Source organism: Microvirga arvi, from assembly GCF_016892765.1.
In the GTDB taxonomy this organism is placed as follows: Bacteria; Pseudomonadota; Alphaproteobacteria; order Rhizobiales; family Beijerinckiaceae; genus Microvirga; species Microvirga arvi.
This window is the reverse complement of sequence record NZ_JAFEMD010000030.1, coordinates 45,108-69,682: the sequence shown is the minus strand read 5'-3', so window position 1 is coordinate 69,682 and position 24,575 is coordinate 45,108. Positions and strand designations below refer to the sequence as shown.

Genomic DNA, 24,575 nt, shown 5'->3' with positions numbered 1-24,575 from the left:
AGGGGTAAGGGTTGCGAGCAGAGGTCATTCTGCCAGAACGGCGGTGACCTCAAGACGGGTCCATAACAGCCTCTAGATCGCTGGTGGAGTGCGCAAGGCCGTTGTTGAGGTTGCCGGCCTTGGCGTGCAGGTTGCGGGCGCGGGTCAGGTAGCGCACATCGAGCGAAGCGCACAAGGCCTGGAGCTCCGCGCGACGCTCGCGGGCCTGCTGGGCGGTGATCACATTCGGAGAGCTGCATTTCTCATCCGTGCCGCCGTCGTCCAGAAGCCAGACGGTGAGCTTGTCCTCGGGATAGGTCATCGCCTTGGCCGCGGCGAGGGTCGTGGCCAGCAGATCGGCACCCTCGTTGTAGCTCGGGACGAAGACATCGACGGTGGGCAGGTTCTGCGGGTCGATCTGGGGCGCCTTGCGCGAGCGCATCGGATTCGAGACCACGAAGAGGCTGAGGAACAGCATCATGACGCTGTACATCTCGGCCACGTAGAGCAGAAAGCCGGGAATAAAATTCGCCACCTCGGTGATGGGCGGAATGGTGCTCGTGGTGCGCCAGAAGACGTAGCGCAGGACAATGGCAGTCCCGAGAGCCAGGGCGATCAAGCGCCATATACCCTGAGCCCGGAAGAACTTGATGATGATCATGCAGGCTACGACCGTGAGGCCTGCAACGAGATGCGCTTGAAGGCTGATGGGAAGGACAACCAGCGAGACAATCAGGATCGCCGCCACTGCCCAAAAGGCCACGATAAGACCCGCTCGCATCTGTCTGGATTCTCGGCTCAAGTGATTTGCGTGGAAGAATGCACGCTTAATGCAAGACTAGAACCCGGTCTATTAATAAATCTCCAGTGTTATTTAGGCCTATTGTCACATCAATAAATAAAATTATTATTATGTAATAACGTATATATCATTAAACTTGACCATTACTGGCCTGGTGGTGGGGGTACGGCGGGATATCCCTCCAACGGAGCCAGATCCTGGGGCGGAGATGGGGCTGGTGCGACCGTATCCTTGTCGATGAGCCGCCCCGAGGCTGGGTCGGGAAGCGTGACGCGGCGCCTGTCTTCGGAAAGAGCCCGCCGGCGGATCACCGTCGCGTTCTCGCCCCTGTCGAGGCCCAAGGGATACATGGGTGCATCGACTCGCCCGAAACCGGCCGGTGGCGAAGGCGGATCCCCATAAGGGTTCCACGATTCCTGACGATAATAGGCCGCGATCGTGTAGCCATACATGATCCGAAGGAGCTGATCGACGCTGGCATCCGCATCGCACAGGCGCAGGCGGACCGAAATGGCCCCGCCCGGGACCAGGATGGCAGGCTTCTCAGGTTCGATCTGCTGCCAGGCGTAAAGGCAAAGGTCGCCCCGGGAAGAGCGCCCGGTTGCAAAGCCGAAGGGGCCGAACTTGTTCTGGACGTAGACAAGCGACGTCTGCATTCCGACGCCCGGTATTCTCTCCTCCACCTCACTCTCGATCCGGTCTGGCGTGAGAGGGGAGAGGGACAGCGTCTCCGGAATTTCCATGTTGCTGGCGGTGTTGTTGAGCAGGCTGACATAGAAGGCGTTCTGTCCGCTTGTCAGTGAAGCCGTCGACAATGCGATCTCCTGGGAGATCCCATTCTGGTACATTCGCTGCAGAACAGCGACGACCGCAGGCCCTCCCGGAGGGGGAACGATGATCGCCCGGGTCGCCGGGACTTCGGACATCAGGCTCGCATAGCCCAGATCCGAACGCCCCGCGCAGGCGGCAACGGACATCAGCGTGGCTGCGACGGCAAACAGCTTCACGAATCCGGCACGACCAGCCCGATGCCTGCTGCCAGAGGCGCTGCAAGCTTCGGACGGTGCCGGGCCGAAGTGCATCTGATTCCTGGGCATCGAAGCGATCATGAGGAACTTGGAAACTCTCTTGGCCGCCGAGACAGACTGCCTCGCAGGAGGGACGGAGGCCCTGAAGCGGAACAGCCCATTCAGCCGGATTCTTAATCAGCTATGACCATTCATGGTTAACGAAGAGTAAGCATCAACCGCGACAGGGATTTTAATCCGGTGCCCGACGAGCCTTGTCTTGACCTCTGGGTCGGAGGGCATACAAACGGCGCACCGCCCTCAGGAAGCTCCGGCCCAGCATCATCTCCCGGACCTTCTGATGACATTGCCTGACCTGTCCGTCGAGGCGTTCAGGCCGTTTCCCGAGCCCAGCCTCTGGGCCGGGTGTAAGAAAGCCGTTCCCGATGAAGTCCGCCTTTTTGCGCAACGTGCTCGTGCTCGGCATGCTCTCCGCCGTCGGGCCGTTCGCCATCGACATGTACCTACCCGCGTTTCCGGCGATCGCCCGGGATTTTCAGGTCGATGTCAGCGCCGTACAGATGAGCCTGATGAGCTTCTTCCTGGCCGTCGCCGTCTGCCAGATCGCCTATGGGCCGCTCTCAGACCGTTTCGGGCGCAAGCCGCCGCTCTATGTGGGCTTAAGTCTCTTCGTGCTGGCCGGCATCGGCTGCAGCTTCGCCCCCAACGTCGAGACACTCATCGCTTTGCGGTTCCTGCAGGGTGTCGGCTCCTGCGCCGCCATGGTGATCCCCCGTGCGATCATTCGCGATCTGCATACCGGGCACGAGGCTGCCCGGCTGATGGCAACCACCATGCTGGTCTTCAGCGTCTCACCGATCCTGGCGCCTCTAGCGGGGAGCACCCTGACCGTATTCTTCAGCTGGCGCGCGATCTTCTGGGCCATTGCCGTCATCGGCCTGGCCGGCCTTGCCGTCGTCGTCTTCCTCCTGCCTGAGACGCACAAGCCGGGCGAGGATCGTAAAGGCGTCGCACAGGCCTTCGCCACCTACAGACGCCTCCTGAAGGATCGGCGTTTCCTGGGTCTTGCCTTCATCGGCGGCTTCAGCCAGGCGAGCTTCTTTGCCTATCTCGCCGGCTCCTCCGTCATCTTCATCGAGCATTTCGGCATGACGCCCTCGACCTACAGCATGATCTTCGCGTCGAACGCCATCGCCTTCATCGGCAGCGCCCAGTTCAACAGCACCCTCATGCGTCGCTTCGGCGCCGAGCGGGTGGTGCGCATCGCGATCTCCTGCTTTGCCTTTCCGGTGACGCTGCTGTTCCTGCTGACTGTTTCCGGCGTCGACAACGCCTTCGTTCTGTGGGTACTGTTGTTCGTGTCCTTCGGCTGCCTGGGTTTCGTCATTCCCTCCACAGCGGTGCTCGCCCTCGAAGAGCATGGCCCCGTGGCCGGCACCGCCTCGGCCCTGATGGGCACCCTGCAGCTCAGCACGGGCGCCGTGATCATCGTGCTGGTGAGCGCCTTCTACAACGGCACGTCCGTCTCGATGGTGAGCGCCATCTTCGTCTGTGCTCTCGTGGCGCTCACCCTGAGCTTCCGGACCATGAAGCCAAAGCGGGTCTATCCCTGACGGATCTGCTCCAGGATCCAGTCGCGGAAGGAGCGCAGCAGCGGCGCTTCCGCCTTGTGCTCTGGATAGACGAGATAATAGGCGCCGCCGCTGACGAGGCTGTTGGGGAAGAGCATCTCCAGGCGCCCAGAGGACAGCTCGTCGGCGATCAGGAAGTGCGGAATCAGGGCGGCGCCCAGACCCGCGGCAGCCGCCTGAGCCACCATGGCGAATTGCTCGAAGCGGGGCCCTCGGAGTGGATTGCTCACCTCCACGCCCACGCTGGCGAACCACTCCGCCCAGGCGGTGGGGCGCGTGCTCTGCTGGAGCAGGGTGGCGCGGGTGAGGTCCTTGGGCGAACGGAGATTTTCTCGGTTCCTGTAGGCCGGGCTGCAGACGGGCACGACCTCTTCCGTCCGCAGCAATTCGCACACGGCACCCGGCCAATGCGGCTCGCCGAAATGAATGGCGGCATCGAAAGGCTCAGTGGTAAAGTCGAAGGGCACGAGGCGCACGCCGAAATTCACCGTTGCGCCCGGGTGCTGGGCGAAGAAGCTGGGAATGCGCGGAATGAGCCAGCGGGTGCCGAAGGTCGGCAGGGTGGCGAGGTTGAGCACGCCTGTCGTGCCGGAAAGCGCAATCGCCTGATGGGTCGCATCCGACAGCTCGGACAGGGTGCCCCGCACCTGGGATGCATACAGGCGTCCGACATCGGTGAGCACCACCCGCTGCCGGCTCCGGCTGAACAGGGAGACGCCGAGCGATTCCTCCAGTTGCTGGATCTGGCGCGAGACGGCACTCTGCGTCAGGTTCAGTTCCTCCGCCGCTCGCGACACGCTGCCGTGGCGGGCCGTGGCCTCGAAGGCGAGGAGATTGCCCACATTGGGCAGGAATCCGCGACGAAACACACGTTCATTCCGATTGAGAATAACCTGCTGCGAAGATGTCGATTTACTTTTGGCCTGTCCAGCGCGATTTTGCCGCTCAAATTCAATGGGTTTGGCTGGCCTGATGCCGGCGCCCGCACTCTTGCATGGGAAGGATGATCATCATGGCCGGTGCTCAACAGGAACTCGCGAAGCTCAAGTGGGAGGACCCGCTGCTCCTCGATGAGCTTCTCACCGACGATGAGCGCATGATCCGCGACACGGCCCGGGCCTACGCCCAGGACAAGCTCCTGCCCCGCGTGATCGAGGCCTATCGCGAGGAGAAGACCGACCGCGCCATCTTCAACGAGATGGGCGAGCTTGGTCTTCTCGGTGTGACCCTGCCGGAGGATTATGGCTGCGCCGGCGCATCCTATGTCGCCTACGGCCTCGTGGCCCGCGAGGTGGAACGGGTTGATTCCGGCTACCGCTCCATGATGAGCGTGCAGTCCTCCCTCGTCATGTATCCCATCTACGCCTACGGCTCCGAGGAGCAGCGCCGGAAATACCTGCCCAAACTTGCCTCGGGCGAGTTCGTCGGCTGCTTCGGCCTGACCGAGCCTGATGCCGGCTCCGATCCCGCCGGCATGAAGACCCGCGCCGTGAAGACGGACGGCGGCTATCGTCTCACCGGCTCCAAGATGTGGATCTCCAACTCTCCCATCGCTGATGTCTTCGTAGTGTGGGCAAAGTCCGAGGCTCACGACAACCAGATCCGAGGCTTCGTGCTGGAGAAGGGCATGAAGGGCCTCTCGGCGCCGAAGATCGGCGGCAAGCTCTCCCTTCGCGCCTCGATCACCGGCGAGATCGTCATGGATAACGTCGAGGTGGGCGAAGATGCGCTGCTCCCGAACGTGTCCGGCCTGAAAGGACCTTTCGGCTGCCTCAACCGTGCCCGTTATGGCATCTCCTGGGGCTCCATGGGTGCGGCGGAGGATTGCTGGCACCGGGCGCGCCAGTACACCCTCGACCGCAAGCAGTTCGACCGGCCGCTCGCTGCGACCCAGCTTGTGCAGAAGAAGCTCGCCGACATGATGACCGAGATCACGCTGGGCCTCCACGCGTCCCTCCGGGTCGGCCGCCTCTTCGACGAAGGCCGCGTCGCGCCGGAGATGATCTCGCTGGTCAAGCGCAACAATTGCGGCAAGGCTCTGGAGATCGCCCGCATCGCCCGCGACATGCATGGCGGTAATGGCATTCAGGAAGAGTACCACGTGATGCGCCATGCGCAGAACCTTGAGACCGTGAACACCTATGAAGGCACCCATGACGTGCACGCCCTCATCCTGGGCCGCGCGCAGACGGGTCTGCAGGCGTTCTTCTAAGAGGGGGCATCGACATGGCTCTTCGGATCACCCTGGCCGGCGCGACCGGCTGGGTCGGCAAGGCCCTCGTGGCAGCAATTGCCGCCTCGGACGATCTCGTGCTCGCAGGCGCCGTCAGCCGCAATGCGGCAGGCCAGGATGCGGGCGAGGCTGCAGGTCTCTCCCGCCTTGGAGTTTCGATCAGCGCAACCCTGGAAGAAGCTCTGGAAGCTCCTTCCGATGTGGTGATCGACTACACGAAGCCGGGAGCTGTGAAGGCTCATGTGCTCACCGCTTTGCACCAAGGCCGGCACGTGGTCGTCGGCACATCCGGATTGAACGCCGAGGATTATGTCGAGATCGACGGAGAGGCGCAGAAGGCGGCACGCGGCGTGCTCGCGGCCGGCAATTTCTCGATCACGGCGACGCTCCTGCGCCGCTTTGCCCTCGAGGCCGCCCGTTATGTGCCCGATGTGGAGATCATCGACTATGCCTCGGCCAAGAAGCCGGATACGCCCTCCGGCACCGCCCGCGAACTGGCGGAGCTTCTGAGCGAGCAGCGTCTGCCTGCCACCTCGAAACCGGTTGATGAACTGACCGGGGTTCGCGAGACACGGGGCGGCGCGCTCGGAGCCAGGGAACCGGTGCAGGTCCATTCCCTGCGCATGCCGTCCTTCGTCCTGTCCTGTGAGGCGGTGTTCGGCGCCGACAACGAGCGGCTCGTGATCCGCCACGATGCCGGCTCGTCGGCAGCACCTTATGTCGCCGGCACCCTGTTGGCAGCCCGCCGCGTCGGTTCCTTCACCGGCCTGCGGCGGGGTCTCGACACCATCATGGATTGATTGGCATGAAACCGCTCGCAGGCCTCAAAGTCCTCGAACTCGCGCGCATTCTCGCCGGCCCCTGGGTCGGCCAGCTTCTCGCCGATCTCGGTGCCGATGTGGTGAAGGTGGAGCGGCCCGGTGCGGGCGACGACACCCGCGGATGGGGGCCTCCCTTCGTCGAGGCTGCCGATGGCGGCGATCTCTCGGCGGCCTACTTCCACGCGTGCAACCGCGGCAAGCGATCGATCGCAGCGGATTTCGAGACGCCCGAAGGCCAGGAGCTGGTGCGCAAGCTCAGCATGCATGCCGATGTGGTCATCGAGAACTTCAAGGTCGGCGGCCTGAAGAAGTACGGCCTCGACTACGAGAGCCTGAAAGCAGTCAACCCACGCCTTGTCTATTGCTCGATCACGGGCTTCGGGCAGGACGGGCCCTATGCCTCTCGTGCCGGCTACGATTTCATGATCCAGGGCATGGGCGGGATCATGGACCTGACCGGCGATCCGGACGGCGAACCGCAGAAGATCGGCGTGGCCTATGTGGACATCTTCACCGGGGTCTATTCTGTCGTCGGCATCCTTGCGGCCCTTCGCCGGCGTGATGCGACGGGCGAGGGCGCGCATCTCGACATGGCCCTCCTCGACGTGCAGACGAGCGTGCTGGCCAACCAGGCCATGAACTATCTGGCGTCCGGCAAGTCACCCCGACGCATGGGCAATGCTCATCCCAACATTGTGCCCTACCAGGTCTTTCCGGTCGCCGATGGCCACGTGATCGTGGCCGTTGGCAATGACGGGCAGTTCGCCCGTTTCGTCTCTGTATTGGGATGTCCTGAACTGGCGCAGGACGAACGCTTCAGGTCCAATGCGGACCGGGTCGGGCGCCGGGCCGAACTGGTGCCGATCCTCACCGAACTCACGCTACGGACCACCCGTAATGCTCTTCTGGCGGCACTGGAACAGCATGGGGTGCCGGCCGGTCCCATCAACACGGTGGCGGATGTCTTCGCCGATCCGCAGGTCATCGCCCGCGGCATGAGGATCGACCTGGCCTCGTCCGCGGCCCAAGGCGGGGCGATACCCTCGGTTCGCTCACCGATCGTCATGAACGGAGAGCCGATGGCGGCGGAGCGGCCTTCGCCGCGCCTCGGCGAGCATACGGATGAGGTGTTGAGCGACCCGTCCTGGATGGCCTGAGCGGCAAGGCGCCTATTAAGCAATCCCCTTGGCCAGCAGACGGTCGACCGCCTGCAGGATCCGCTCGCGATCCTCGGTCGAGAAGGGGCTGAGATCGTGCATCTCGAAGCTGTTGAGACCCTCGACGGCAAGCCAGGCTATGAGAGCCGCATCAAGGTCGTCCGATGTGTCCTTGAAGGTCTTCAGGGTTTCCTTGATGACCTCCCGGAGCGGGTCGAGGAGGCGTGGGTTCTCGGCCGTCGCGGCCAACATGCCGTTGGCCGTCTCCTTCATCTGGCCGCTGCACAGCTTCAGCAGAGCCGCCGTACAGAGGCGCGCCTCCAGGTTCCGCCCGGGTGGTGTCTGCTCGCGGATCTTTTCCTTCTCAGCGGCCACATTCTCGATGAGGCGCTGAATCATGCCCTGAAGCAGAGCTTCCTTGGTGGGGAAGTTGTAGAGAAGCCCACCTTTGCTGAGCCCAGCCCTTTCGGCCACGGCCTCGAGCGTCAAGCGCCCGGCTCCGATATCGCTCACAAGCTCTGAGGCCGCATCAAGAATCTTTTCTCTGGAACTCTTACGGCCTCTGGTGCAGGGAAACAGCATTTACAACTCTTGTTTTGTGCGCCGCCGCACTTGCAGCTAAACCGTCCAGACGGTATATAAATGCTCGCATGGCATTGGCGTCAAGGGATAGCCTCGTTAATGCCGCACCTCACTTACTCTCATGCGGGCCCATTATAAGGGCTTGAAATCTCGGAAGAAGCCAATGAAACGGCGCCTTGTTGTTGCACTTGTGTTCATTCTTGCGATCGGCCTTTGCGCCGGCCTGATCTGGTTCAACTTCTTCCGAGACAAGATGATCACCCAGTTCTTCGCCACTATGCAGCAGCCGGCGCAGACGGTTTCGGCCGCGAAGGTCGAGGCAAAGACCTGGACCCCGAGCATCGGCGCTCTTGGCACCGCCAAAGCTGCCAATGGCGTCGAACTGGCCTTCGAGACAGCCGGCATCGTCAAGGAAATCAAGTTCAAAGCGAACCAGAACGTCCGCGAGGGCGAGGTCCTCGTTCAGCTCGACGATACGGTGGAGCGTGCGGACCTTCAGGACGTCCAGGCCGCCGTGAAAACAGCCGAGAGCAGCTTCGAGCGCGCGAAGACCCTCTCCTCTCGCGGCTATGGGACGGAGGCAAATCTGGATCAGGCCAGCGCCCTGCTTGCGGCGGCACGCTCCCGCCTGGCTCGACTGCAGGCCACGATCGAGCAGAAGGCTCTGAAGGCCCCCTTCTCGGGCGTAATCGGCATTCCACGGATCGACGTGGGGCAGTATCTGCAGCCCGGAACCGTCATTGCCAGCTTTCAGGACCTTTCCTCGATGAAAGTCGATTTCACGGTCCCGGAGCAGAGGGCTGGTGAGATCAAGCTTGGTCAGGAAGTTCGTGTCGGCGTGACGGAGGCGGATCTGCCGTTCAAGGCGCGTGTAACTGGCAAGGATCCCCGCGTCGATCCGAAGACCCGGCTCGTCTCCGTTCAAGCCATTGTTGAAGATAATAAGAACGGGGCCATTCTCCCGGGCCAGTTCCTCCATGTGGAGGTGATCCTCCCCGAGCAGCCCAATGTCATGACCCTGCCACAGACGGCGGTTATCACCAGCCTCTACGGGGATTACGTCTATACGATCGAGCAGGAAGAGCGGGCGGGCCAGCAGGTTCAGGTCGTCAAGCAGGTCTTCGTGAAGACCGGTCGTCGCCGTGGCGGGGCTCTCGAGATCGTGTCCGGCCTCAATCCCGGTCAGCAGGTGGCCGCCTCGGGGCAGAACAAGCTGCAGGCCGGTTCGACCGTCAAGATCGACAACACCATCGATGTGACCAAGCTCGACACGACCAAGCTCGCGAGCGGGCAGTAGGCATCAGCCATGAGTTTCACAGAACTTTTCATCCGCCGCCCCGTCCTGTCGATGGTGGTGAGCCTCCTGATCCTGTTGCTGGGTGCACAGGGTCTGATGAACCTCCAGGTGCGCCAGTATCCGGAGGTCGAGGAAACCACCATCACGATCACGACGGTCTATACAGGCGCCAGCGCCGACCTGATCCAGGGCTTCATCAGCACGCCCATCGCCAAGTCCGTGTCGAGCGCGGAAGGCGTCGACTACGTGACGACGCAGAGCCGCCTCGGCGTCAGCACGGTGTCCGTGCGCATGCGCCTCAATACGGATCCGAACGCTGCGCTCACGGAGGTCACCTCCAAGGTGCAGCAGATCCGCGCGCAGCTTCCCTCGGAGGCTGAGGATCCGGTGATCATGAAGGGCACCGGCCAGAGCTTCGCCCTCATGTACATCACCTTCGGCAGCACGGAGATGAACCCCGAGCAGGTCTCCGAATTCCTGACCCGTGTGGTGCAGCCGCGCTTCGCGACGCTCGAGGGTGTCGGCAATGCTGAAATCCTGGGCGGGCGCGACTTCTCCATGCGTGTCTGGATCGATCCCGTGCGCCTGGCGGCTCGCGGCGTCACGGCCGGCGACGTGGTGGCGGCGATCAGGGCCAACAACTTCCTTGCGGCGCCTGGAAAGACCCAAAGCGAGTACGTGGCCTACAGGCTCGACATGCAGACCACTCTGCAGACGCCTGAGACCTTCGGCACATTGCCGATCCGCTCGAACGGCGATCAGGTGGTGCGCCTGCGCGATGTGGCGGATGTGGAACTCGGGCCTGAAAGTACGGACACCATCGTCAGCTTCAACGGCAGCCAGGGCACGTTCATCGGCATCACGCCGACGCCGTCGGCCAACCCCCTGACTGTTGCAGAAGAGGTGACGAAGGCGATCGAGGGCATCCGCTCGACCCTGCCGCAGGGCATGACGGTCGAGATCGTCTACGATGCGTCGAACTTCATCTCGGCTTCCATCGAGGAGGTGTTCAAGACCATCGGTGAGGCGGCGCTCATCGTCGTGGTGGTGATCCTGCTGTTCTTAGGATCCTTCCGTTCGGTGCTGATCCCCATCGTGACGATCCCGCTCTCGCTCGTGGGCGTGTGCTTCTTCCTCTACGCGCTGGGCTACTCGATCAACCTGCTGACTCTCCTGGCCATGGTGCTCGCCATCGGTCTTGTGGTCGACGACGCCATCGTGGTGTTGGAGAACATCCATCGTCACATCGAGGAAGGCCTCAAGCCGGTCGACGCAGCCATCGTGGGCATGAAGGAGATCTTCCTGCCCATCGTGTCGATGACCGTCACCCTGGCGGCGGTGTATGCCCCGATCGGCTTCACCCAAGGCCTGACAGGCTCGCTCTTTCGCGAGTTCGCCTTCACCCTGGCCGGAGCCGTGATCATCTCGGGCATCGTCGCGGTGACTCTTTCGCCCATGATGTCCTCGAGGCTGCTGAAGAGCCACGGCGGTCAAGGGCGGTTTGCCGCCTTCGTCGATCGCGTCTTCACGCGGCTCGAGAACTGGTATGCCCGGCGTCTGAAGGGCTCGCTGGACTATCGCGGCGTGACGCTCGTCATCGTGGCGGTCCTGCTCGGCACCACGGCGTTCATGTTCACCAAGACCTCCTCCGAGCTTGCTCCGGAAGAGGATCAGGGCGCTTATCTCGGCATCCTCAATGCGCCGAAATACGCCACCGCCGACTATACCCAGGCTTTCTCCAAGCAGTTCACCAATGCGGCGGAGAAGATCCCCGAGATCGACGACAGCTTCCTGATCGTCGGAATCGACGGCGGCGGCGGCGGCTTCTTCGGCTTCAAGCTGAAGGAGTGGAGCGAGCGTGAGAAGAAGGGGGCTCAGACCAAGCAGGACATCCAGAATCTCCTGAACCAGAACGCTGGCCTTCAGGCCTTCGCCTTCGCGCCTCCGTCCCTGCCCGGCGCCGGTGACGGTCTGCCGATCCAGTATGTGCTGCGCACGATCGGCGATTCGTCTCAGGCTTATGAGGTTGCGGATGAGATCCGCAAGCGGGCGATGAAGTCCGGCAAGTTCATCGTCGTCCAGAACTCCATCTCTTACGAGACACCCCGCGCGCGTATCACGGTCGACCGTGATCGGGCTGCCGCTCTGGGCGTGCCCGTGTCCGAGATCGGTAACACCCTCGGCGCTCTCGTCGGCGGTGCTCCGATCTCGAAGTTCGACCGGGACAACAGGAGCTATGACGTGGTGAGCCAGGTTCGGCAGGCGGACCGGCTCAATCCGGAGCGCCTGTCCGAGTACTATGTTCGCGCATCCGACGGGTCCATGGTTCCGCTGTCGGCTCTCATCAGCATCAAGACGGATGCGGCGCCAGCCGCCATCGAGCAGTTCAACCAGCTCAACTCGGCAACTCTTTCGGCGCTGCCTCTGCCAGGCGTAACGACATCGGAAGGTCTGGCAACCTTGCGGTCCATCGCTAAGGAGGTCATGCCGCAGGGCTTCTACGAGGATTATGCCGGTCAGTCGCGCCTGGAAATCCAGGAGGGCAACTCGATCTTCCTGGCCTTCGGGCTTGCCGTCATCGTGATCTACCTGGTGCTGGCGGCGCAGTTCGAGAGCTTCCGCGACCCGTTCATCATCATGATGTCGGTGCCACTTTCCATGTTCGGCGCCATGATCTTCCTGAACTTAGGTATGGCAACTCTCAACATCTATACGCAGGTGGGCCTGATCACCCTTGTGGGCCTGATTACCAAGCACGGCATTCTGATGGTGGAGTTTGCCAACGAGCAGAAGGAGAAGCATGGGGTCAGCAAGCGCGAGGCCATCGAGGAAGCGGCTCGCGTTCGTCTGCGGCCGATCCTCATGACCACCGCTGCCATGGTGCTCGGCGTCGCGCCGCTGCTCTATGCCAGCGGCGCCGGTGCTGCGGCTCGCTTCTCCATGGGCCTGGTGATCGCGTCCGGCATGTCGATCGGAACGATCTTCACCCTCTTCGTGGTACCGATGTTCTACACCTTCATCTCACGGGAGACGGTGCGGGCCGGTCGGGCGGAGGACAAGCCTCATCGCCATCAGGCTCTGGCGGCGGAATAATGAGAAAAGGCCGGGCGTTGCCCGGCCTTTTAAGCATCAGTCTCAAGAGGCAGGGTCGATGCCGACTCTGCCTCTTCTGCATTAATGGGCGATTTCGCCTTCGACTTCCATGAAGGGGGAGACCGACTTGAAGCCAGCCTGCTCCGCGGCCTTGCGGACCGCTTCGGCGACCTCGGTCGAGTGAACCTCAATGGTTTCGCCCGTCTTCGAATCGACGAACATGATCTTCATCGCGTTCACGTCCGGCTGGCCATGGGAGATGACGTAGGAGTTCTGGGTGGCCAGACGGTGGACGAGGCCTGCATCGCGCAGGAAGTCCAGAGCGCGATAGATGGTAACGGGAGCAAGACGCTTCTTCTCATTGCTGAGACGGTCGACCAGATCGTAAGCCCCGACCGGGCCTCCGCTCTGGACCAGTTCGCGATAAACGCGTTCGCGGATTGGCGTGAGCCTGAGATTGTTCTGCCGGCACAGATCATCTGCACGGCGAAGGAGGCTTTCCTCTTCTTCTTTCCTGAGGGCCTTGGTGCTCATGAGCCACACTCCTGTTATTACGGAACCTATATATTCATATAGGTAAAATATGCGTCTGACAATGTGCTATCGTTGCGAAATGTGCTTCTAGCTGTGCTTTTTCCGCTACGGAAGTATTATTAGGAGCATAATATAACTGAATTCAGCAATCTATCTTACGTAATAACGTACTAAAACCGGCATGGTTCCGCCAGCTGGGCTATTTTGTGCAATCCGCGCAGCGGCCACGGATCTCGACCGTCACCTTCTTGGCTGAAAAGTCGTGATCGTCGCTCCAGTGGGACAAGCGCTCGCTGATGTGAGGATCCGTGAACTCCTTCACGAAGCCACAATTCTCACAAATGGCAAAGGCCGCCATGTCATGCCCATGATGAGGGTGCTTGCAGGCCACATAGGCGTTGAGGCTCTCGAGGCGGTGGGCGAGACCCTTCTCGATCAGCTTGTCCAGGGAACGGTAGACAGTTGGCGGCGTGACGGCCCCTTTGGCCCGCATCTTGTCGAGAACCTCATAGGCCGAGAGCGGATTCTGGGCGGAGCACAGAATCCGGTGAACCCGCTTCTGGGTCTCGTTCAGGTCCTCGAGGCCGTGGTGGTGATGCGTGGAAACCATCTGAAATCATCAATTCCGCTTACGGGTGTGATCCCCCTATACGTCATGATTGCGGAAGCGATTTCAAGACAATCACGAGGAGGCCCCACCGGTTCGGCAGGGCTTTCCTTATGCCAGGAGCGGCTTAGAGCTCGACCCAGGCTGCCTTGCGTTGCGAGGAACGCACGGACGCCTCAATGAACCTTACGCCGCGTACCCCGTCGTCGACGGTTGGAACCTGGAGCGAAAAGGGATTGGGCTCGCGCTTCTCGATCCGCGCCGTGATCTGCTCGGCCACGTCCGTATAGAGCTGCGCAAAGCCTTCCAGATAGCCTTCCGGATGCCCTCCCGGAATGCGGGATGCGGCCCGGGACGCCTCATCGGCCCCATACCCGTTGCGGCGGATAATGCGGGGCGGCTCGCCGAGAGGAGAGAAAGTGAGGTAGTTCGGGTTCTCCTGGTGCCATTCGAGTCCGGCCTTCTCGCCATAGACACGGATGCGCAGGCCGTTCTCGAGGCCGGCCGCCACCTGGCTGCACCAGAGCATGCCCTTCGCGCCCGACGCAAAGCGCAGCATCATGTGCGCGTTGTCGTCGAGCCGGCGGCCTTCCACGAAGGTATGCAGCTCTGCGGAGAGCGATGCGACCTCGTCGCCCACGATGAACTCGGCGAGGTTGAAGGCATGGGTGCCGATATCGCCAACCGCACCGGCGGGACCCGAGCGGGCCGGGTCCGTGCGCCATTCGGCCTGCTTGCTGCCAGTCTCTTCCATGCGGGTAGCAAGCCAGTCCTGGGCGTATTCCACCTGCACGACACGGATCGCCCCCAGTTCGCCTGACTGCACCATGGCGCGAGCCTGCCGCACCAGAGGATAGCCGGTGTAGTTGTGGGTCACCGCAAAGATGAGCCCGGATTCACGCGCGAGCTTCGCGAGCTGGTCGGCCTCGCGGCGCGTGGTCGTCAGCGGCTTGTCGCAGATCACGTGGATGCCGGCCTTCAGGAAGGCCCGGGCGGCGGCGGCATGCGCATGGTTAGGCGTCACGATGGCCACCGCGTCGATGCCGTCCCTCAGCCGCCGCTCGCGGCGGGCCATTTCGTTGAAGTCGCCATAGATGCGGTCCGGCTTCAGGAGAAGATCCTCGCCGGAGGCCTTCGCCCGCTCCGGATCCGAGGAGAGAGCGCCTGCCACCAGCTCCCACCGGTCGTCGATGCGGGCGGCGATGCGGTGCACCGCGCCGATGAAGGCGCCGCGCCCGCCACCGACCATGCCGAGGCGCAAGCGGCGGTTCAGCTTCTGATCCGGAGATCCTGCAATCGTCATGTCCTGCCCCCTTCTCGCTTATGCCGCGCCGATGCCGAGCATCCGGCGGTTGGCCGCCTCATCCGTTCCGCCGGCGGCAAAGTCGTCGAAGGCCTTCTCCGTGACGCGAATGATGTGCGCCTTGATGAACTCGGCGCCTTCCCGTGCGCCGTCCTCCGGATGCTTCAAGGCGCATTCCCATTCAAGCACGGCCCAGGAATCGTAGTCGTACTGCGCGAGCTTGGAGAAGATCGCGCCGAAATCCACCTGCCCGTCGCCGAGCGAGCGGAACCGGCCGGCGCGTTCGATCCAGCTCTCGTAGCCGCCATAGACGCCGATGCGCCCGGACGGGTTGAACTCCGCATCCTTGGCGTGGAATGCCTTGATGCGCTCGTGATAAAGATCGATGAAGGCGACGTAGTCGAGCTGCTGCAGCAGGAAGTGGCTCGGATCGTAATTGATGCAGGCGCGGGCATGCCCGCCCACCGCATCGACGAAGCGCTCGAAGGTAGCGCCGTCATGGATATCCTCGCCGGGATGAATCTCGTAGCAGACGTCGCACCCCGCTTCCTCATACGCATCGAGGATGGGGCGCCAGCGCCGTCCCAGTTCCTCGAAGGCAGTCTCGACGAGGCCTGCGGGGCGCTGCGGCCACGGATACATGAAGGGCCAAGCCAGCGCGCCGGAGAAGGTGACGCTGGCTGCAAGGCCGAGACGCTTCGAGGCGCGGGCTGCCATCCGCATCTGCTCGACGGCCCATTCCTGGCGCGCCTTCGGATTGCCTCTGACCTCAGGCGCCGCAAACCCGTCGAAAGCCTCGTCATAGGCAGGGTGCACCGCTACGAGCTGACCCTGAAGATGCGTGGAGAGCTCCGTGATTTCCATGTCGTGCGAACGGACGATTCCCCGGATCTCGTCGCAATAGGCTTCAGACTCCGCTGCTTTCTTGAGGTCGATGAGGCGTGAATCCCAGGTGGGAATCTGCACCCCTTTGTAGCCGAGGGAGGCCGCCCATCGACAGATCGCGTCCAGAGAATTGAACGGAGCCTCATCGCCTGCGAACTGCGCAAGGAAAAGGCCGGGTCCCTTCATGGTCTTCATGGGTTAACTCCCGAAACGGCGTGAGTGAAGGCGAAATTCGGCAAGGGGAAGCCGCCCTGATCGGGAGCAGCTTGCCGTTGCCTCGCCCCTATCTGACGAAGGGGCGAGAGCCACGTTGCTTAGAAGGGCGAGTTCGGGAAGTAGTGGTCCTTGGCGTTGTCCTTGGTGATAAGCTGCGCATTCAGGACGAAGGTGCCGCGCATGGGCGCATTCGTGTAGAAGTTCGCAGCCGTCACGTGCATCGCGGTCGCGACCAATGCCGGCGGATAGGTGACGTTGACGGGGATCATCTTGTCGCCGTCCATGACGCGCTTGACCATCTCCTTCATGCCGGCGCCGCCGACCACGAACTTGATGTCCTCGCGCTTGGCTTGGCGGATGGCTTCGAGAACGCCGAGCGCCATGTCGTCGTCGGCTGCCCAGACGGCATCGATCTTCGGATGCTTGGAGAGGAAGTCCTGCATCACCTTGAAGGCGTCGTCCCGGTTCCAGTTGGCATACTGCCTGTCGAGAATCTTGACCCCAGAGCCTTGGATTGCCTTCTCGAAATTCGTCACGCGCTCGTCGTCGAGCACGGTCGGAATGCCGCGCAGCACGACGATATTGCCCTGCTTCAAGGTGTCGGCAAAGTACTTGCCGGCAATCCGCCCGAAGCCGGGATTGTCACCTGCCACGTAGATGTCCTGGATCGACGGATCCTTCAGGCCACGGTCGATGACGGTGACGAGGACACCCTTGTTCTTCACCTGCCTGACGGGATCCGTCAGCTCGTCGGAGTTGAAGGGTAGCACCACGAGCGCATCGATCTTCTGTGCTGTGAGATCGTCGAGGGCATTTGCCTGCGAGGCGCCATCCGGAGATGTCTTGACGATCACTTTCAAGCCGGGATGCGCCTTCTCGAGGGCCTTGGCGGTTTCCTGCGCATGGTAGACGGCTCCGCCAGTCCAGCCGTGCGTGGCGGCCGGAATTGAAACGCCGATCGTCACGTTCTTCTGCTGGGCGATCGCGCCGGTAGCAACGCCGGCCATGAGGCCTGCTGCCATCGCGATCTTCAGTACCGTTGCTTTCATCTCATTCCTCCCTGGGGGGTTGGTTTGGAGCCTTTGTCCCTTGGCCGGTAGGCCCGCACCGGTTTCATCGCCCGCGGTGAACTGACCGCTGCACGAGCATGGCGATAATGATGATGGCGCCCTGAACCGCTCCCACGAGAAACTCGGAGACGAAGTTCGACAGCACCATGATATTTGCGACGAGTTCGAGGATCACTGCGCCGACGACGGTGCCCCAGACGCGGCCGATGCCGCCTTTGAGGGCCGTGCCGCCGATGACGACGGCGGTAATGGCCTGCAGCTCCCACAACAGGCCTGTGGTTGGGGTGGCGGAGCCGAGGCGCGGCACGTAGACCAGGACGGCAATGCCGACGCATATGCCTTGAATGATGTAGGTCAGGGTCCGCACGCGCCAGATCGGCACGCCGGAATAGCGGGCGACGTCCTCATTGGAGCCGAGTGCCACCACATGACGGCCGAAGGAGGTGCGATAGAGGATCAGTGCACCGATGGCCGCCACCACCATAAAAGCGATGATCGGAACCGGGATGCCGAAGACGTTTCCGAAATAGACAGGGCGATAGAGTTCGCGCAGCTCCAGGTTGCGCATGGTGATGGTGCCGCCCGCCGCCAGCCAAATGACGAGCGAGCGGAAGATGCCCATGGTGCCGAGCGTCACGATGAAGGGCTCGATGCGCCCGAAGGTTACGATGAGGCCGTTCGCCAACCCGCAGGCGGCACTCAGGGCAATGGCCGCCAGCATGCCCAGCGCCAGGGTGCCCATGTCGGCGCTGCCCTGCGAATTCAGGGTCAGGATCATGATGCCTGCGGTCAGGGCCGCCATGGAACCGACCGACAGATCGAGCCCGCCGCTGGCGATCACGAAGGTGGCGCCCACTGCGATGATGGCGATGAAGGCCGAGCGCGTCACCACGTTGAGCAGGTTCGACGCGGTCAGGAAATCGGGATTGATCAGCGCGCCTGCAATGATGAGCACGATCAACGCGATGAAGGGCGAGAGTGCCCGCATGTCGATGGCGAACTTGCGCTTTTCGGCGCGGGTGGGAAGCACGGTTTCGGTCATGCGTGGCCCGCGGCGATTTCCGCCGCCCTTTCTTCATGAACACCTGTGGCGAGATAGACGATGGCATCTTCCGACAAGTCGGACTGGGATACTTCTCCCGCGACGCGCCCGTTGCGCATCACGACAACCCGGTGGCACAGGCCGATCAGTTCCTGCATCTCGGAGGAAATGACGACGACGGCCTTGCCCTCGGCGGCAAGGGAGGCGATGAAGCGGTAGATCTGCTCCTTGGTGCCGATATCGACACCACGCGTCGGCTCGTCGATGATGACGATGCGCGGCTCCAGCAGCATCATCTTGGCCAGCAGAAGCTTCTGCTGGTTGCCGCCGGAGAGCTGGCCTGCCAGCAGATCCCGGCTGCGGGTGCGGATGTCGAAATCCTTGATCGCCTGATCGAGCGCATTCTCCTCGGCCCTGCTGTCGATGAAGGACCCGCGGCTGAACTTGTCCAGGGCTGCGAGGGAGAGATTGATCCGGAGATTCTGCTGAAGGAGCAGGCCTTTGCCCTTGCGATCCTCGGAGAGGTATACGATCCCGGCAGCCATGGCTTCGCGTGCATCGCGAAAATGAACATTCTTCCCGTCGAGGGAGATCGTTCCATGGCCCGAGCGAAGGCCGACCAGGGCCTCAAAAAGTTCCGTGCGCCCTGCGCCGATCAGGCCGCCGAAGCCGAGGATTTCGCCGCGGCGGAGGCTGAAAGAGGCTTTCTCCACATAGCCGGGCACGACCATATCGCGCACGGTGAGGACGATCTGGTCGGATGCCGTTTTCGGTTTCTCCGGATAGAGCTTGGACATGTCGCGGCCGACCATGAGGCGGGCCATCTCGAGGGGCTCCAGTCCCTCGATGTCGCGGGTCGCGATCTGACGCCCGTCGCGCAGCACGGTGACGCGATCCGCAACCGCCTTCACCTCGTTCAAACGGTGCGAGATGTAGAGCACCGCCACACCCTGGGAGCGCAGCTTGCGGATGATCTCGAAGAGGCTCTCGGCCTCGATGGGGGTGAGAACGGCAGTCGGCTCGTCGAAGGCGACTACCTTATGGGGCACGAGAAGTGCCCGGGCGATCTGCACGAGCTGACGGTCGGCGATGGACAGGCGGCTGACCTCCCGGTCCGGTTCGATATTCGTGCCGAGCTCATGCAGGATGGATCGCGTCCGCTCCCGCATGGTCCTGTCGTCCACGAAACCGAAACGCTTGATCTCACGCCCGAGGAACAGATTTTGCGCTACCGTCAGATCCGGCGCGAGCAGGATCTCCTGATGGACGAGAACAATCCCATGGGCCTCGGCATCAACAGGGCCCGAAAACGTGATCGGCTGGCCGTTGAGGTGCAGGCTGCCTTTCGTCGGCGCGATATGGCCCGACAGGATGCGCATCAGGGTCGACTTGCCGGCCCCGTTCTCGCCGATGACGGCATGAACCTCGCCTGGCTTTAGATCCAGCGAAATGCCGCTCAGGACCTCGATGGGTCCGAAGGATTTCGAGATGTTCTCTGAGCGAAGAACGGAATCCATCAGTTGCTCCAGTGAGCGTCACTGCTCGCCGCCGCTCATGCGAAGGCGATCACGGAAAGGCTGCGCCGGAGGCGATCAACTGGATGAGATGTAAGCTGGCATTCGTTTCCTCCTGCTGTTCGATCAGCCCTCTGGCGGGACTTTCTTTGAAGTAGAGTTGTCGAACGGCTCGACAACAACCTCATGTAATCGATTACATGCAACTTTACCGAAACGGCCGCTTCTGTCAAACAGAACCAATGGAGGGGGAGATCCATGGACGAGGCGGGGCAGGGAGACAGGGCTGAGCAGGGTGCCATCCCGATTCGCGCAGCGCGAATTCAGGATGTCGCAAAGCTCGCCGACGTCTCGACCGCGACCGTGAGTCGGGCGCTCGCCACGCCGGAGCGGGTCTCGCCCGAGGCCCGGGCGCGGGTGCTGGAGGCCATCGCCAAGACCGGGTACGTGCCGAACCCTGCCGCACGCACCCTGCGCTCCCAGAAGACCTATATGGTGCTCGTTGTCTTGCCGGACCTGGCCAACACCTTCTTCTCCAAGATCCTGCGCGGCATCGAGGAAACGCTCTTCGAAGCCGGCTACGGCATGATCATCAGTGATCTCGACGGCTCGCCCGAGAAGGAGGCGCACTTCGCGGCCTTCACAGCGGCGGGGCGAGTGGACGGCGCCGTTCTTCTCAATGGGCATCTGTTCGGGCAGAGCCGGGAGGGGGAGGGGCAGCCGGCCAGGATCACGATTCCTCTCGTGGCGTTATGTGAGGCGATCCCAGGGGCCGACATTCCGCAGATCGAGATCGACAACCGCGCCGCCGCGTCGCGAATGACCCGGCATCTCGCCTCCCTGGGACATCGTCGCATCGCCTATGTGAGCGGGCCGGCGAACAATATCCTGGAGCGCGAGCGCTTTCAGGGTTTCAAGGACGGGTTAGAAGCCGCTGGACTGCCATACGATCCTGCCCTCATCCTTCCGGGCGATTATACGATCGAGGCGGGCGTGAGGGCGGGTCAGGACCTCGTAGCCCGGTCCACGCGCCCGACTGCTGTGTTCTGCACCAGCGACGAGATGGCCATCGGCCTCATGCGCACCCTTTTCTCGGCCGGGCTCAGAGTGCCCGAGGACATCTCGGTTGCCGGTTTCGACGATATCGAGTTCGCCGCCGTGGCCGAGCCGTCGCTGACAACCATCCATCAGCCGCGGCGGGAATTGGGACAGGCTGCGGCATCGGCCCTGATCGATCTCCTGCAGGGCCGGTCATCGCCCAAGCGAATCCGCCTGGAGACTGAACTGGTGATCCGAGACAGCGTGGCCCCGCTCTAGAGCAGGCCTCAGGCTAATCCCAAAAGGCCGTTCCGGTTCGGAGCTCGATGCTCTACGATCCCTAGACCAGTCTTCGGAAGCGAATTCGACGCCGCGCAGCCTTGCAGGAGATCGGCCCGATGACCAAAACTGTCACCTCGCTCTTCCATACCGAGCAGCATGCGGCGGCGGCGGCAGACCGTTTGGAGCAGGCAGGCATCCCGAGAGACACAATCGACATCTGGTCGACCCCGCACAACCTGGCTCCTCTTCTGGAGGACGACGGAATCTCCCGCTCGGACGCTTATGCCTATGTCGAGGGCGTCATCCGCGGCGGCTCCGTCATCATCGTGAAATGCGACGATGCCGAAGTCGGCCGGATCGTCGGCATTCTGGATCAGGAGGGAGTGTTGGATCTCGACGAGCGGCAGACGGCTTGGCGCTCCGAAGGGTGGGAAGGCATCGTCGATGCAGATCGGCCGGACGAAGGGAGCCACGGCCGGGTCCGCGTACGAGCCCATAAGCCGGAGCCTCCGGTACAGGAATAGGTGCAGATCATAAGATCGAGAAAGCGCCGACGAACAGCACCAATACCAAGCCGATGAAGCCGACAAAGGCATAAAGGGCCTTGCGCGAGTCCTGATGCGCGTAGCTGTCCTTCTCGGCGCCCTTCGTCCAGCGTGCGGACGATTCCTGACGGCGCGCCAGATCGACCTGTTCGGGTTTGGCCGGCGTGCCAGCGGCCTCATCGTCGGTGCCGAGCGGAGAGAGGCCGGGATCGAACGCCGCGTTCTTGTCCCCGGTGCGCCCGCTGTCGATATCACCCTTCAGCTGTGCCGTGGTCGAACCCTCGGTCAGGGGCGGCTCATCCATCGGCCTGATCGTATGCGTTGGTGGAATGTCGGTCTGGTTGGGATTGTCTGAACGGGTGGACATGGAAACTCTCCCGGGCTCCGCTTTGGGAGAAACCATCGGGATCATATGAGGTTCCTGGATCCACCCCGGTCGAGCCTTTGGCCTTTAGGCAAGAAAAAAGGCCGTTGTTGCCAACGGCCCGAAGTTTAGGGAGGAAACGCCCAAGAAGGGCTGCAACGCTGCGACGCCAATCGCCGTGTTGCACTGCAATAAGTAAGGAATATGCCGGCCGGTTTCAAGATCAAAAGGTCAGCATCATTGCCCAATTTTTCGGCGGACTGTCTGGCCTTAATCTCAAGGACATCTGGACAGGGCAGCGGAGTCGAAGATCAAATGGCAGGCATTGGGACGCCGCGAGGTCCGAGATGCCGAAGCTGAATGCAGTGATTGAAAGCGCTCTTTACGTGGACGACTTGGCCCGAGCTCAGAGCTTCTATGAAGGCAGCCTCGGCCTGCCGCTCCTGTTTGGCAATCAGCGCATGTGCGCTTTCGACATCGGCGGCAGGAATGTGCTCCTCCTCTTCCTGCGCGGCGGGTCGAACGAGGATATGAAAACCCCAGGGGGAACGATCCCCGGCCATGACGGGCAGGGGCCCTTGCATGTCGGCTTTGCCGTCGCGGCCGACGAGCTTGCTGCCTGGGAGGAGACGCTCATGGCGCGCGGCATTTCGATCGAGAGCCGGGTGAGCTGGTCCCGCGGCGGCACCAGCCTCTATTTTCGGGATCCAGACGGACACCTTCTCGAACTCGCGACGCCCGGGCTCTGGGCCACGTATTGACCCCGCCAAAGCCCGGACGCATTGGGTTCAGGTGATCACGCTCGGCTCGCTCCGCCCGGTGCGGGCCGCGATCTCTGCAATTTCATTCGCCGCCTGCACGACGGGCGCCAGAACCTCGGCTGTTGAAAGATTGTGGCGGCCGGCATCGGGCTCGAAGCGCTCCAGATAGACCCGCAACGTCGCGCCCGAGGTGCCCGTGCCCGACAGGCGGAACACGGCGCGGGCGTCTTCCTTGAAGAGAATCCGGATGCCCTGCTTCGGCGTGACGGATTTGTCGACGGGATCGGTATAAGCGAAGTCGTCGCAGGACTGGACCGTGAGGCTGCCGAAGCGCTGACCGGGCAGTGCGGGAAGCTTCTCCCGAAGGGCGTTCATCAGCTCGTTGGCCGGTCCCGTCTCAAGCTCCTCGTAGTCGTGGCGCGTGTAGTAGTCGCGCCCGAACGCGGCCCAGTGCTCGCGCACGATCTGATCGGCCGGCTTCTTCGTGACGGCCAGGATGTTGAGCCAGAGCAGCACGGCCCAAAGGCCGTCCTTCTCGCGGATGTGGTTCGAGCCCGTGCCCGCGCTCTCCTCGCCGCAGAGGGTGATGAGGCCTGCGTCCAGAAGGTTGGCGAAGAACTTCCAGCCCGTGGGCGTCTCGAAGCAGTTGATGCCGAGCTTCTTGGCCACCCGGTCGGCGGCACGGCTCGTCGGCATGGAGCGCGCCACGCCGGCCAGGACCTTGGCATAGCCGGGCGCCAGATGCGCATGGCTCGTGAGGATGGCAAGGCTGTCGCTCGGCGTCACGAACAGGCCAGGCGCCACGATCATGTTGCGGTCGCCGTCGCCATCCGAGGCGGCGCCGAAATCAGGCGCATCGGGGCCGAGCATCAACTCCATGAGGTCATGGGCATGGACCGGGTTCGGATCAGGATGGTGGCCGCCGAAATCAGGCTTCGGCTCCCCATTCACGACAGTGCCGGCCGGCGCACCGAGGCGGCCCTCGAGGATGGCCTTCGCATAGGGGCCGGTGATGGCGCTGAGCGCATCGAACCGCATGCGGAAGCCTGAGCGGAACAAGGTGGCGATGGCCTCGAAGTCGATCAGCTGCTCCATCAGCTCCGCGTAATCGGCCACCGGGTCGATGACGTCGACCGTCATCTCCCCGACCTTGATCGACCCGATGCGGCCAAGATCAATGTCGGGAGCATCGACGATCTTGTATTCGGTGAGGGCGCCCGCCCGTTTGAAGACGGCTTCCGTAAAAGCTTCCGGTGCCGGCCCGCCATGAGCCATGTTGAACTTGATTCCGAAGTCCCCGTCCGGCCCGCCCGGGTTATGGCTGGCGGAGAGCACAAGGCCGCCGATGGCCTTGTGCTTGCGGATTACGCAGGAGGCAGCCGGAGTCGACAGAAGCCCCCGCTGCCCGACGAGAACGCGGCCGAAGCCATGGGCGGCTGCCATCTTGATGGCGGTCTGAACCACGGCGTCATTGAAGAAGCGCCCATCGCCGCCGATCACCAGGGTAGACCCTTCAGCGCCATCGACATTGTCGAAGATCGACTGAATGAAGTTTTCCACATACCGGGGCTGCTGGAAGACAGTGACCTTCTTGCGCAGGCCTGATGTGCCGGGACGCTGATCGGAAAACGGCGTTGTCGGGATGCGTGTGGTCACCATTGGTGCTGATCACTTCCTTCAGTTGGCTCTTCAAGACCGGTTCACGACTGCTTGTCTCAAGCCCAGCAGGGGGCGTGGGTTCATTTTAGGGTTACGCCCGTGAGATGCCACTGCCGAGATGAAGGTAGGATG

22 protein-coding genes are annotated in these 24,575 nt (G+C 62.5%); 9 read left to right on the top strand and 13 right to left on the bottom strand.

Annotation, left to right across the window (positions count from 1 at the left end):
* Positions 1-49 precede the first annotated feature (49 nt).
* Together ILT44_RS18470 and bcsN are read right to left on the bottom strand one after the other, a co-directional pair.
* Positions 50-760 carry a glycosyltransferase gene (locus ILT44_RS18470; RefSeq protein ID WP_204241082.1) on the bottom strand — a complete coding sequence of 237 codons (711 nt, stop codon included), beginning with the start codon at positions 758-760 and terminating at the stop codon, positions 50-52.
* Between the two features lie 164 nt (positions 761-924).
* Positions 925-1,788 carry a cellulose biosynthesis protein BcsN gene (bcsN, locus tag ILT44_RS18465; RefSeq protein ID WP_204241081.1) on the bottom strand — a complete coding sequence of 288 codons (864 nt, stop codon included), beginning with the start codon at positions 1,786-1,788 and terminating at the stop codon, positions 925-927.
* Positions 1,789-2,234: 446 nt separating this feature from the next.
* Between bcsN and ILT44_RS18460 the strand changes: the two genes are divergently transcribed.
* Positions 2,235-3,422: a multidrug effflux MFS transporter gene (locus ILT44_RS18460; RefSeq protein WP_204241080.1), complete on the top strand. Its 1,188-nt coding sequence runs from the start codon at positions 2,235-2,237 to the stop codon at positions 3,420-3,422.
* Here the strand turns inward: ILT44_RS18460 and ILT44_RS18455 are convergent.
* A complete protein-coding gene (locus ILT44_RS18455; RefSeq protein ID WP_204241079.1) occupies positions 3,413-4,309 on the bottom strand; it encodes a LysR family transcriptional regulator in 897 nt (298 codons plus the stop codon). The genes ILT44_RS18460 and ILT44_RS18455 overlap by 10 nt on opposite strands.
* A gap of 143 nt (positions 4,310-4,452) precedes the next feature.
* Here ILT44_RS18455 and ILT44_RS18450 point away from each other — a divergent pair, with 143 nt between their 5' ends.
* From ILT44_RS18450 to ILT44_RS18440, 3 genes are read left to right on the top strand one after another with little or no spacing between them, the layout of a single operon-like run.
* On the top strand, positions 4,453-5,652 hold the full coding sequence (locus ILT44_RS18450; RefSeq protein ID WP_204241078.1) for an acyl-CoA dehydrogenase: 1,200 nt from the start codon (positions 4,453-4,455) through the stop codon (positions 5,650-5,652).
* 14 nt (positions 5,653-5,666) lie between these two features.
* A complete protein-coding gene (dapB, locus tag ILT44_RS18445) occupies positions 5,667-6,473 on the top strand; it encodes a 4-hydroxy-tetrahydrodipicolinate reductase (protein ID WP_204241077.1) in 807 nt (268 codons plus the stop codon).
* A gap of 5 nt (positions 6,474-6,478) precedes the next feature.
* A complete protein-coding gene (locus ILT44_RS18440; RefSeq protein ID WP_204241076.1) occupies positions 6,479-7,651 on the top strand; it encodes a CaiB/BaiF CoA transferase family protein in 1,173 nt (390 codons plus the stop codon).
* Positions 7,652-7,666: 15 nt separating this feature from the next.
* On the opposite strand, the gene ILT44_RS18435 is transcribed toward ILT44_RS18440, so the two are convergent.
* Positions 7,667-8,233 (bottom strand): TetR/AcrR family transcriptional regulator, encoded by a 567-nt coding sequence (locus ILT44_RS18435; RefSeq protein ID WP_255549757.1) that lies wholly within the window; start codon positions 8,231-8,233, stop codon positions 7,667-7,669.
* Positions 8,234-8,396: 163 nt separating this feature from the next.
* Here ILT44_RS18435 and ILT44_RS18430 point away from each other — a divergent pair, with 163 nt between their 5' ends.
* Together ILT44_RS18430 and ILT44_RS18425 are read left to right on the top strand one after the other, a co-directional pair.
* The gene (locus tag ILT44_RS18430) at positions 8,397-9,530 is read left to right on the top strand and encodes an efflux RND transporter periplasmic adaptor subunit (protein ID WP_204241074.1); all 1,134 of its coding nucleotides are present in this window, start codon (positions 8,397-8,399) and stop codon (positions 9,528-9,530) included.
* 9 nt (positions 9,531-9,539) lie between these two features.
* Positions 9,540-12,623: an efflux RND transporter permease subunit gene (locus ILT44_RS18425; protein WP_204241073.1), complete on the top strand. Its 3,084-nt coding sequence runs from the start codon at positions 9,540-9,542 to the stop codon at positions 12,621-12,623.
* 81 nt (positions 12,624-12,704) lie between these two features.
* On the opposite strand, the gene ILT44_RS18420 is transcribed toward ILT44_RS18425, so the two are convergent.
* The 7 genes from ILT44_RS18420 to ILT44_RS18390 form a co-directional block, all read right to left on the bottom strand.
* Complete coding sequence (locus ILT44_RS18420; RefSeq protein WP_204241072.1) at positions 12,705-13,157, bottom strand: Fur family transcriptional regulator; 453 nt, start codon at positions 13,155-13,157, stop codon at positions 12,705-12,707.
* A 199-nt stretch (positions 13,158-13,356) separates the two neighbouring features.
* The gene (locus ILT44_RS18415; protein WP_204241071.1) at positions 13,357-13,767 is read right to left on the bottom strand and encodes a Fur family transcriptional regulator; all 411 of its coding nucleotides are present in this window, start codon (positions 13,765-13,767) and stop codon (positions 13,357-13,359) included.
* A gap of 124 nt (positions 13,768-13,891) precedes the next feature.
* Positions 13,892-15,067 (bottom strand): Gfo/Idh/MocA family protein, encoded by a 1,176-nt coding sequence (locus ILT44_RS18410; RefSeq protein WP_204241070.1) that lies wholly within the window; start codon positions 15,065-15,067, stop codon positions 13,892-13,894.
* Between the two features lie 18 nt (positions 15,068-15,085).
* The gene (locus tag ILT44_RS18405) at positions 15,086-16,147 is read right to left on the bottom strand and encodes a sugar phosphate isomerase/epimerase family protein (protein ID WP_204241069.1); all 1,062 of its coding nucleotides are present in this window, start codon (positions 16,145-16,147) and stop codon (positions 15,086-15,088) included.
* 119 nt (positions 16,148-16,266) lie between these two features.
* Positions 16,267-17,217 (bottom strand): ABC transporter substrate-binding protein, encoded by a 951-nt coding sequence (locus tag ILT44_RS18400; protein WP_204241068.1) that lies wholly within the window; start codon positions 17,215-17,217, stop codon positions 16,267-16,269.
* A 64-nt stretch (positions 17,218-17,281) separates the two neighbouring features.
* Positions 17,282-18,280 (bottom strand): ABC transporter permease, encoded by a 999-nt coding sequence (locus ILT44_RS18395; RefSeq protein ID WP_204241067.1) that lies wholly within the window; start codon positions 18,278-18,280, stop codon positions 17,282-17,284.
* Positions 18,277-19,797 (bottom strand): sugar ABC transporter ATP-binding protein, encoded by a 1,521-nt coding sequence (locus tag ILT44_RS18390; RefSeq protein WP_204241066.1) that lies wholly within the window; start codon positions 19,795-19,797, stop codon positions 18,277-18,279. The genes ILT44_RS18395 and ILT44_RS18390 overlap by 4 nt, the downstream gene beginning before the upstream one ends.
* 255 nt (positions 19,798-20,052) lie before the next feature.
* Here ILT44_RS18390 and ILT44_RS18385 point away from each other — a divergent pair, with 255 nt between their 5' ends.
* A complete protein-coding gene (locus ILT44_RS18385) occupies positions 20,053-21,111 on the top strand; it encodes a LacI family DNA-binding transcriptional regulator (RefSeq protein WP_204241065.1) in 1,059 nt (352 codons plus the stop codon).
* A 119-nt stretch (positions 21,112-21,230) separates the two neighbouring features.
* Positions 21,231-21,638: a hypothetical protein gene (locus ILT44_RS18380; RefSeq protein ID WP_204241064.1), complete on the top strand. Its 408-nt coding sequence runs from the start codon at positions 21,231-21,233 to the stop codon at positions 21,636-21,638.
* A gap of 7 nt (positions 21,639-21,645) precedes the next feature.
* On the opposite strand, the gene ILT44_RS18375 is transcribed toward ILT44_RS18380, so the two are convergent.
* On the bottom strand, positions 21,646-22,026 hold the full coding sequence (locus ILT44_RS18375; RefSeq protein WP_204241063.1) for a hypothetical protein: 381 nt from the start codon (positions 22,024-22,026) through the stop codon (positions 21,646-21,648).
* A gap of 344 nt (positions 22,027-22,370) precedes the next feature.
* On the opposite strand from ILT44_RS18375, the gene ILT44_RS18370 reads away from it, so the two are divergent.
* The gene (locus ILT44_RS18370; protein WP_204241062.1) at positions 22,371-22,784 is read left to right on the top strand and encodes a VOC family protein; all 414 of its coding nucleotides are present in this window, start codon (positions 22,371-22,373) and stop codon (positions 22,782-22,784) included.
* 27 nt (positions 22,785-22,811) lie between these two features.
* Here the strand turns inward: ILT44_RS18370 and ILT44_RS18365 are convergent, their stop codons facing one another.
* Positions 22,812-24,443, bottom strand: a complete 1,632-nt coding sequence (locus ILT44_RS18365; RefSeq protein ID WP_204241061.1) for an alpha-D-glucose phosphate-specific phosphoglucomutase — start codon at positions 24,441-24,443, stop codon at positions 22,812-22,814.
* Positions 24,444-24,575: the final 132 nt, after the last annotated feature.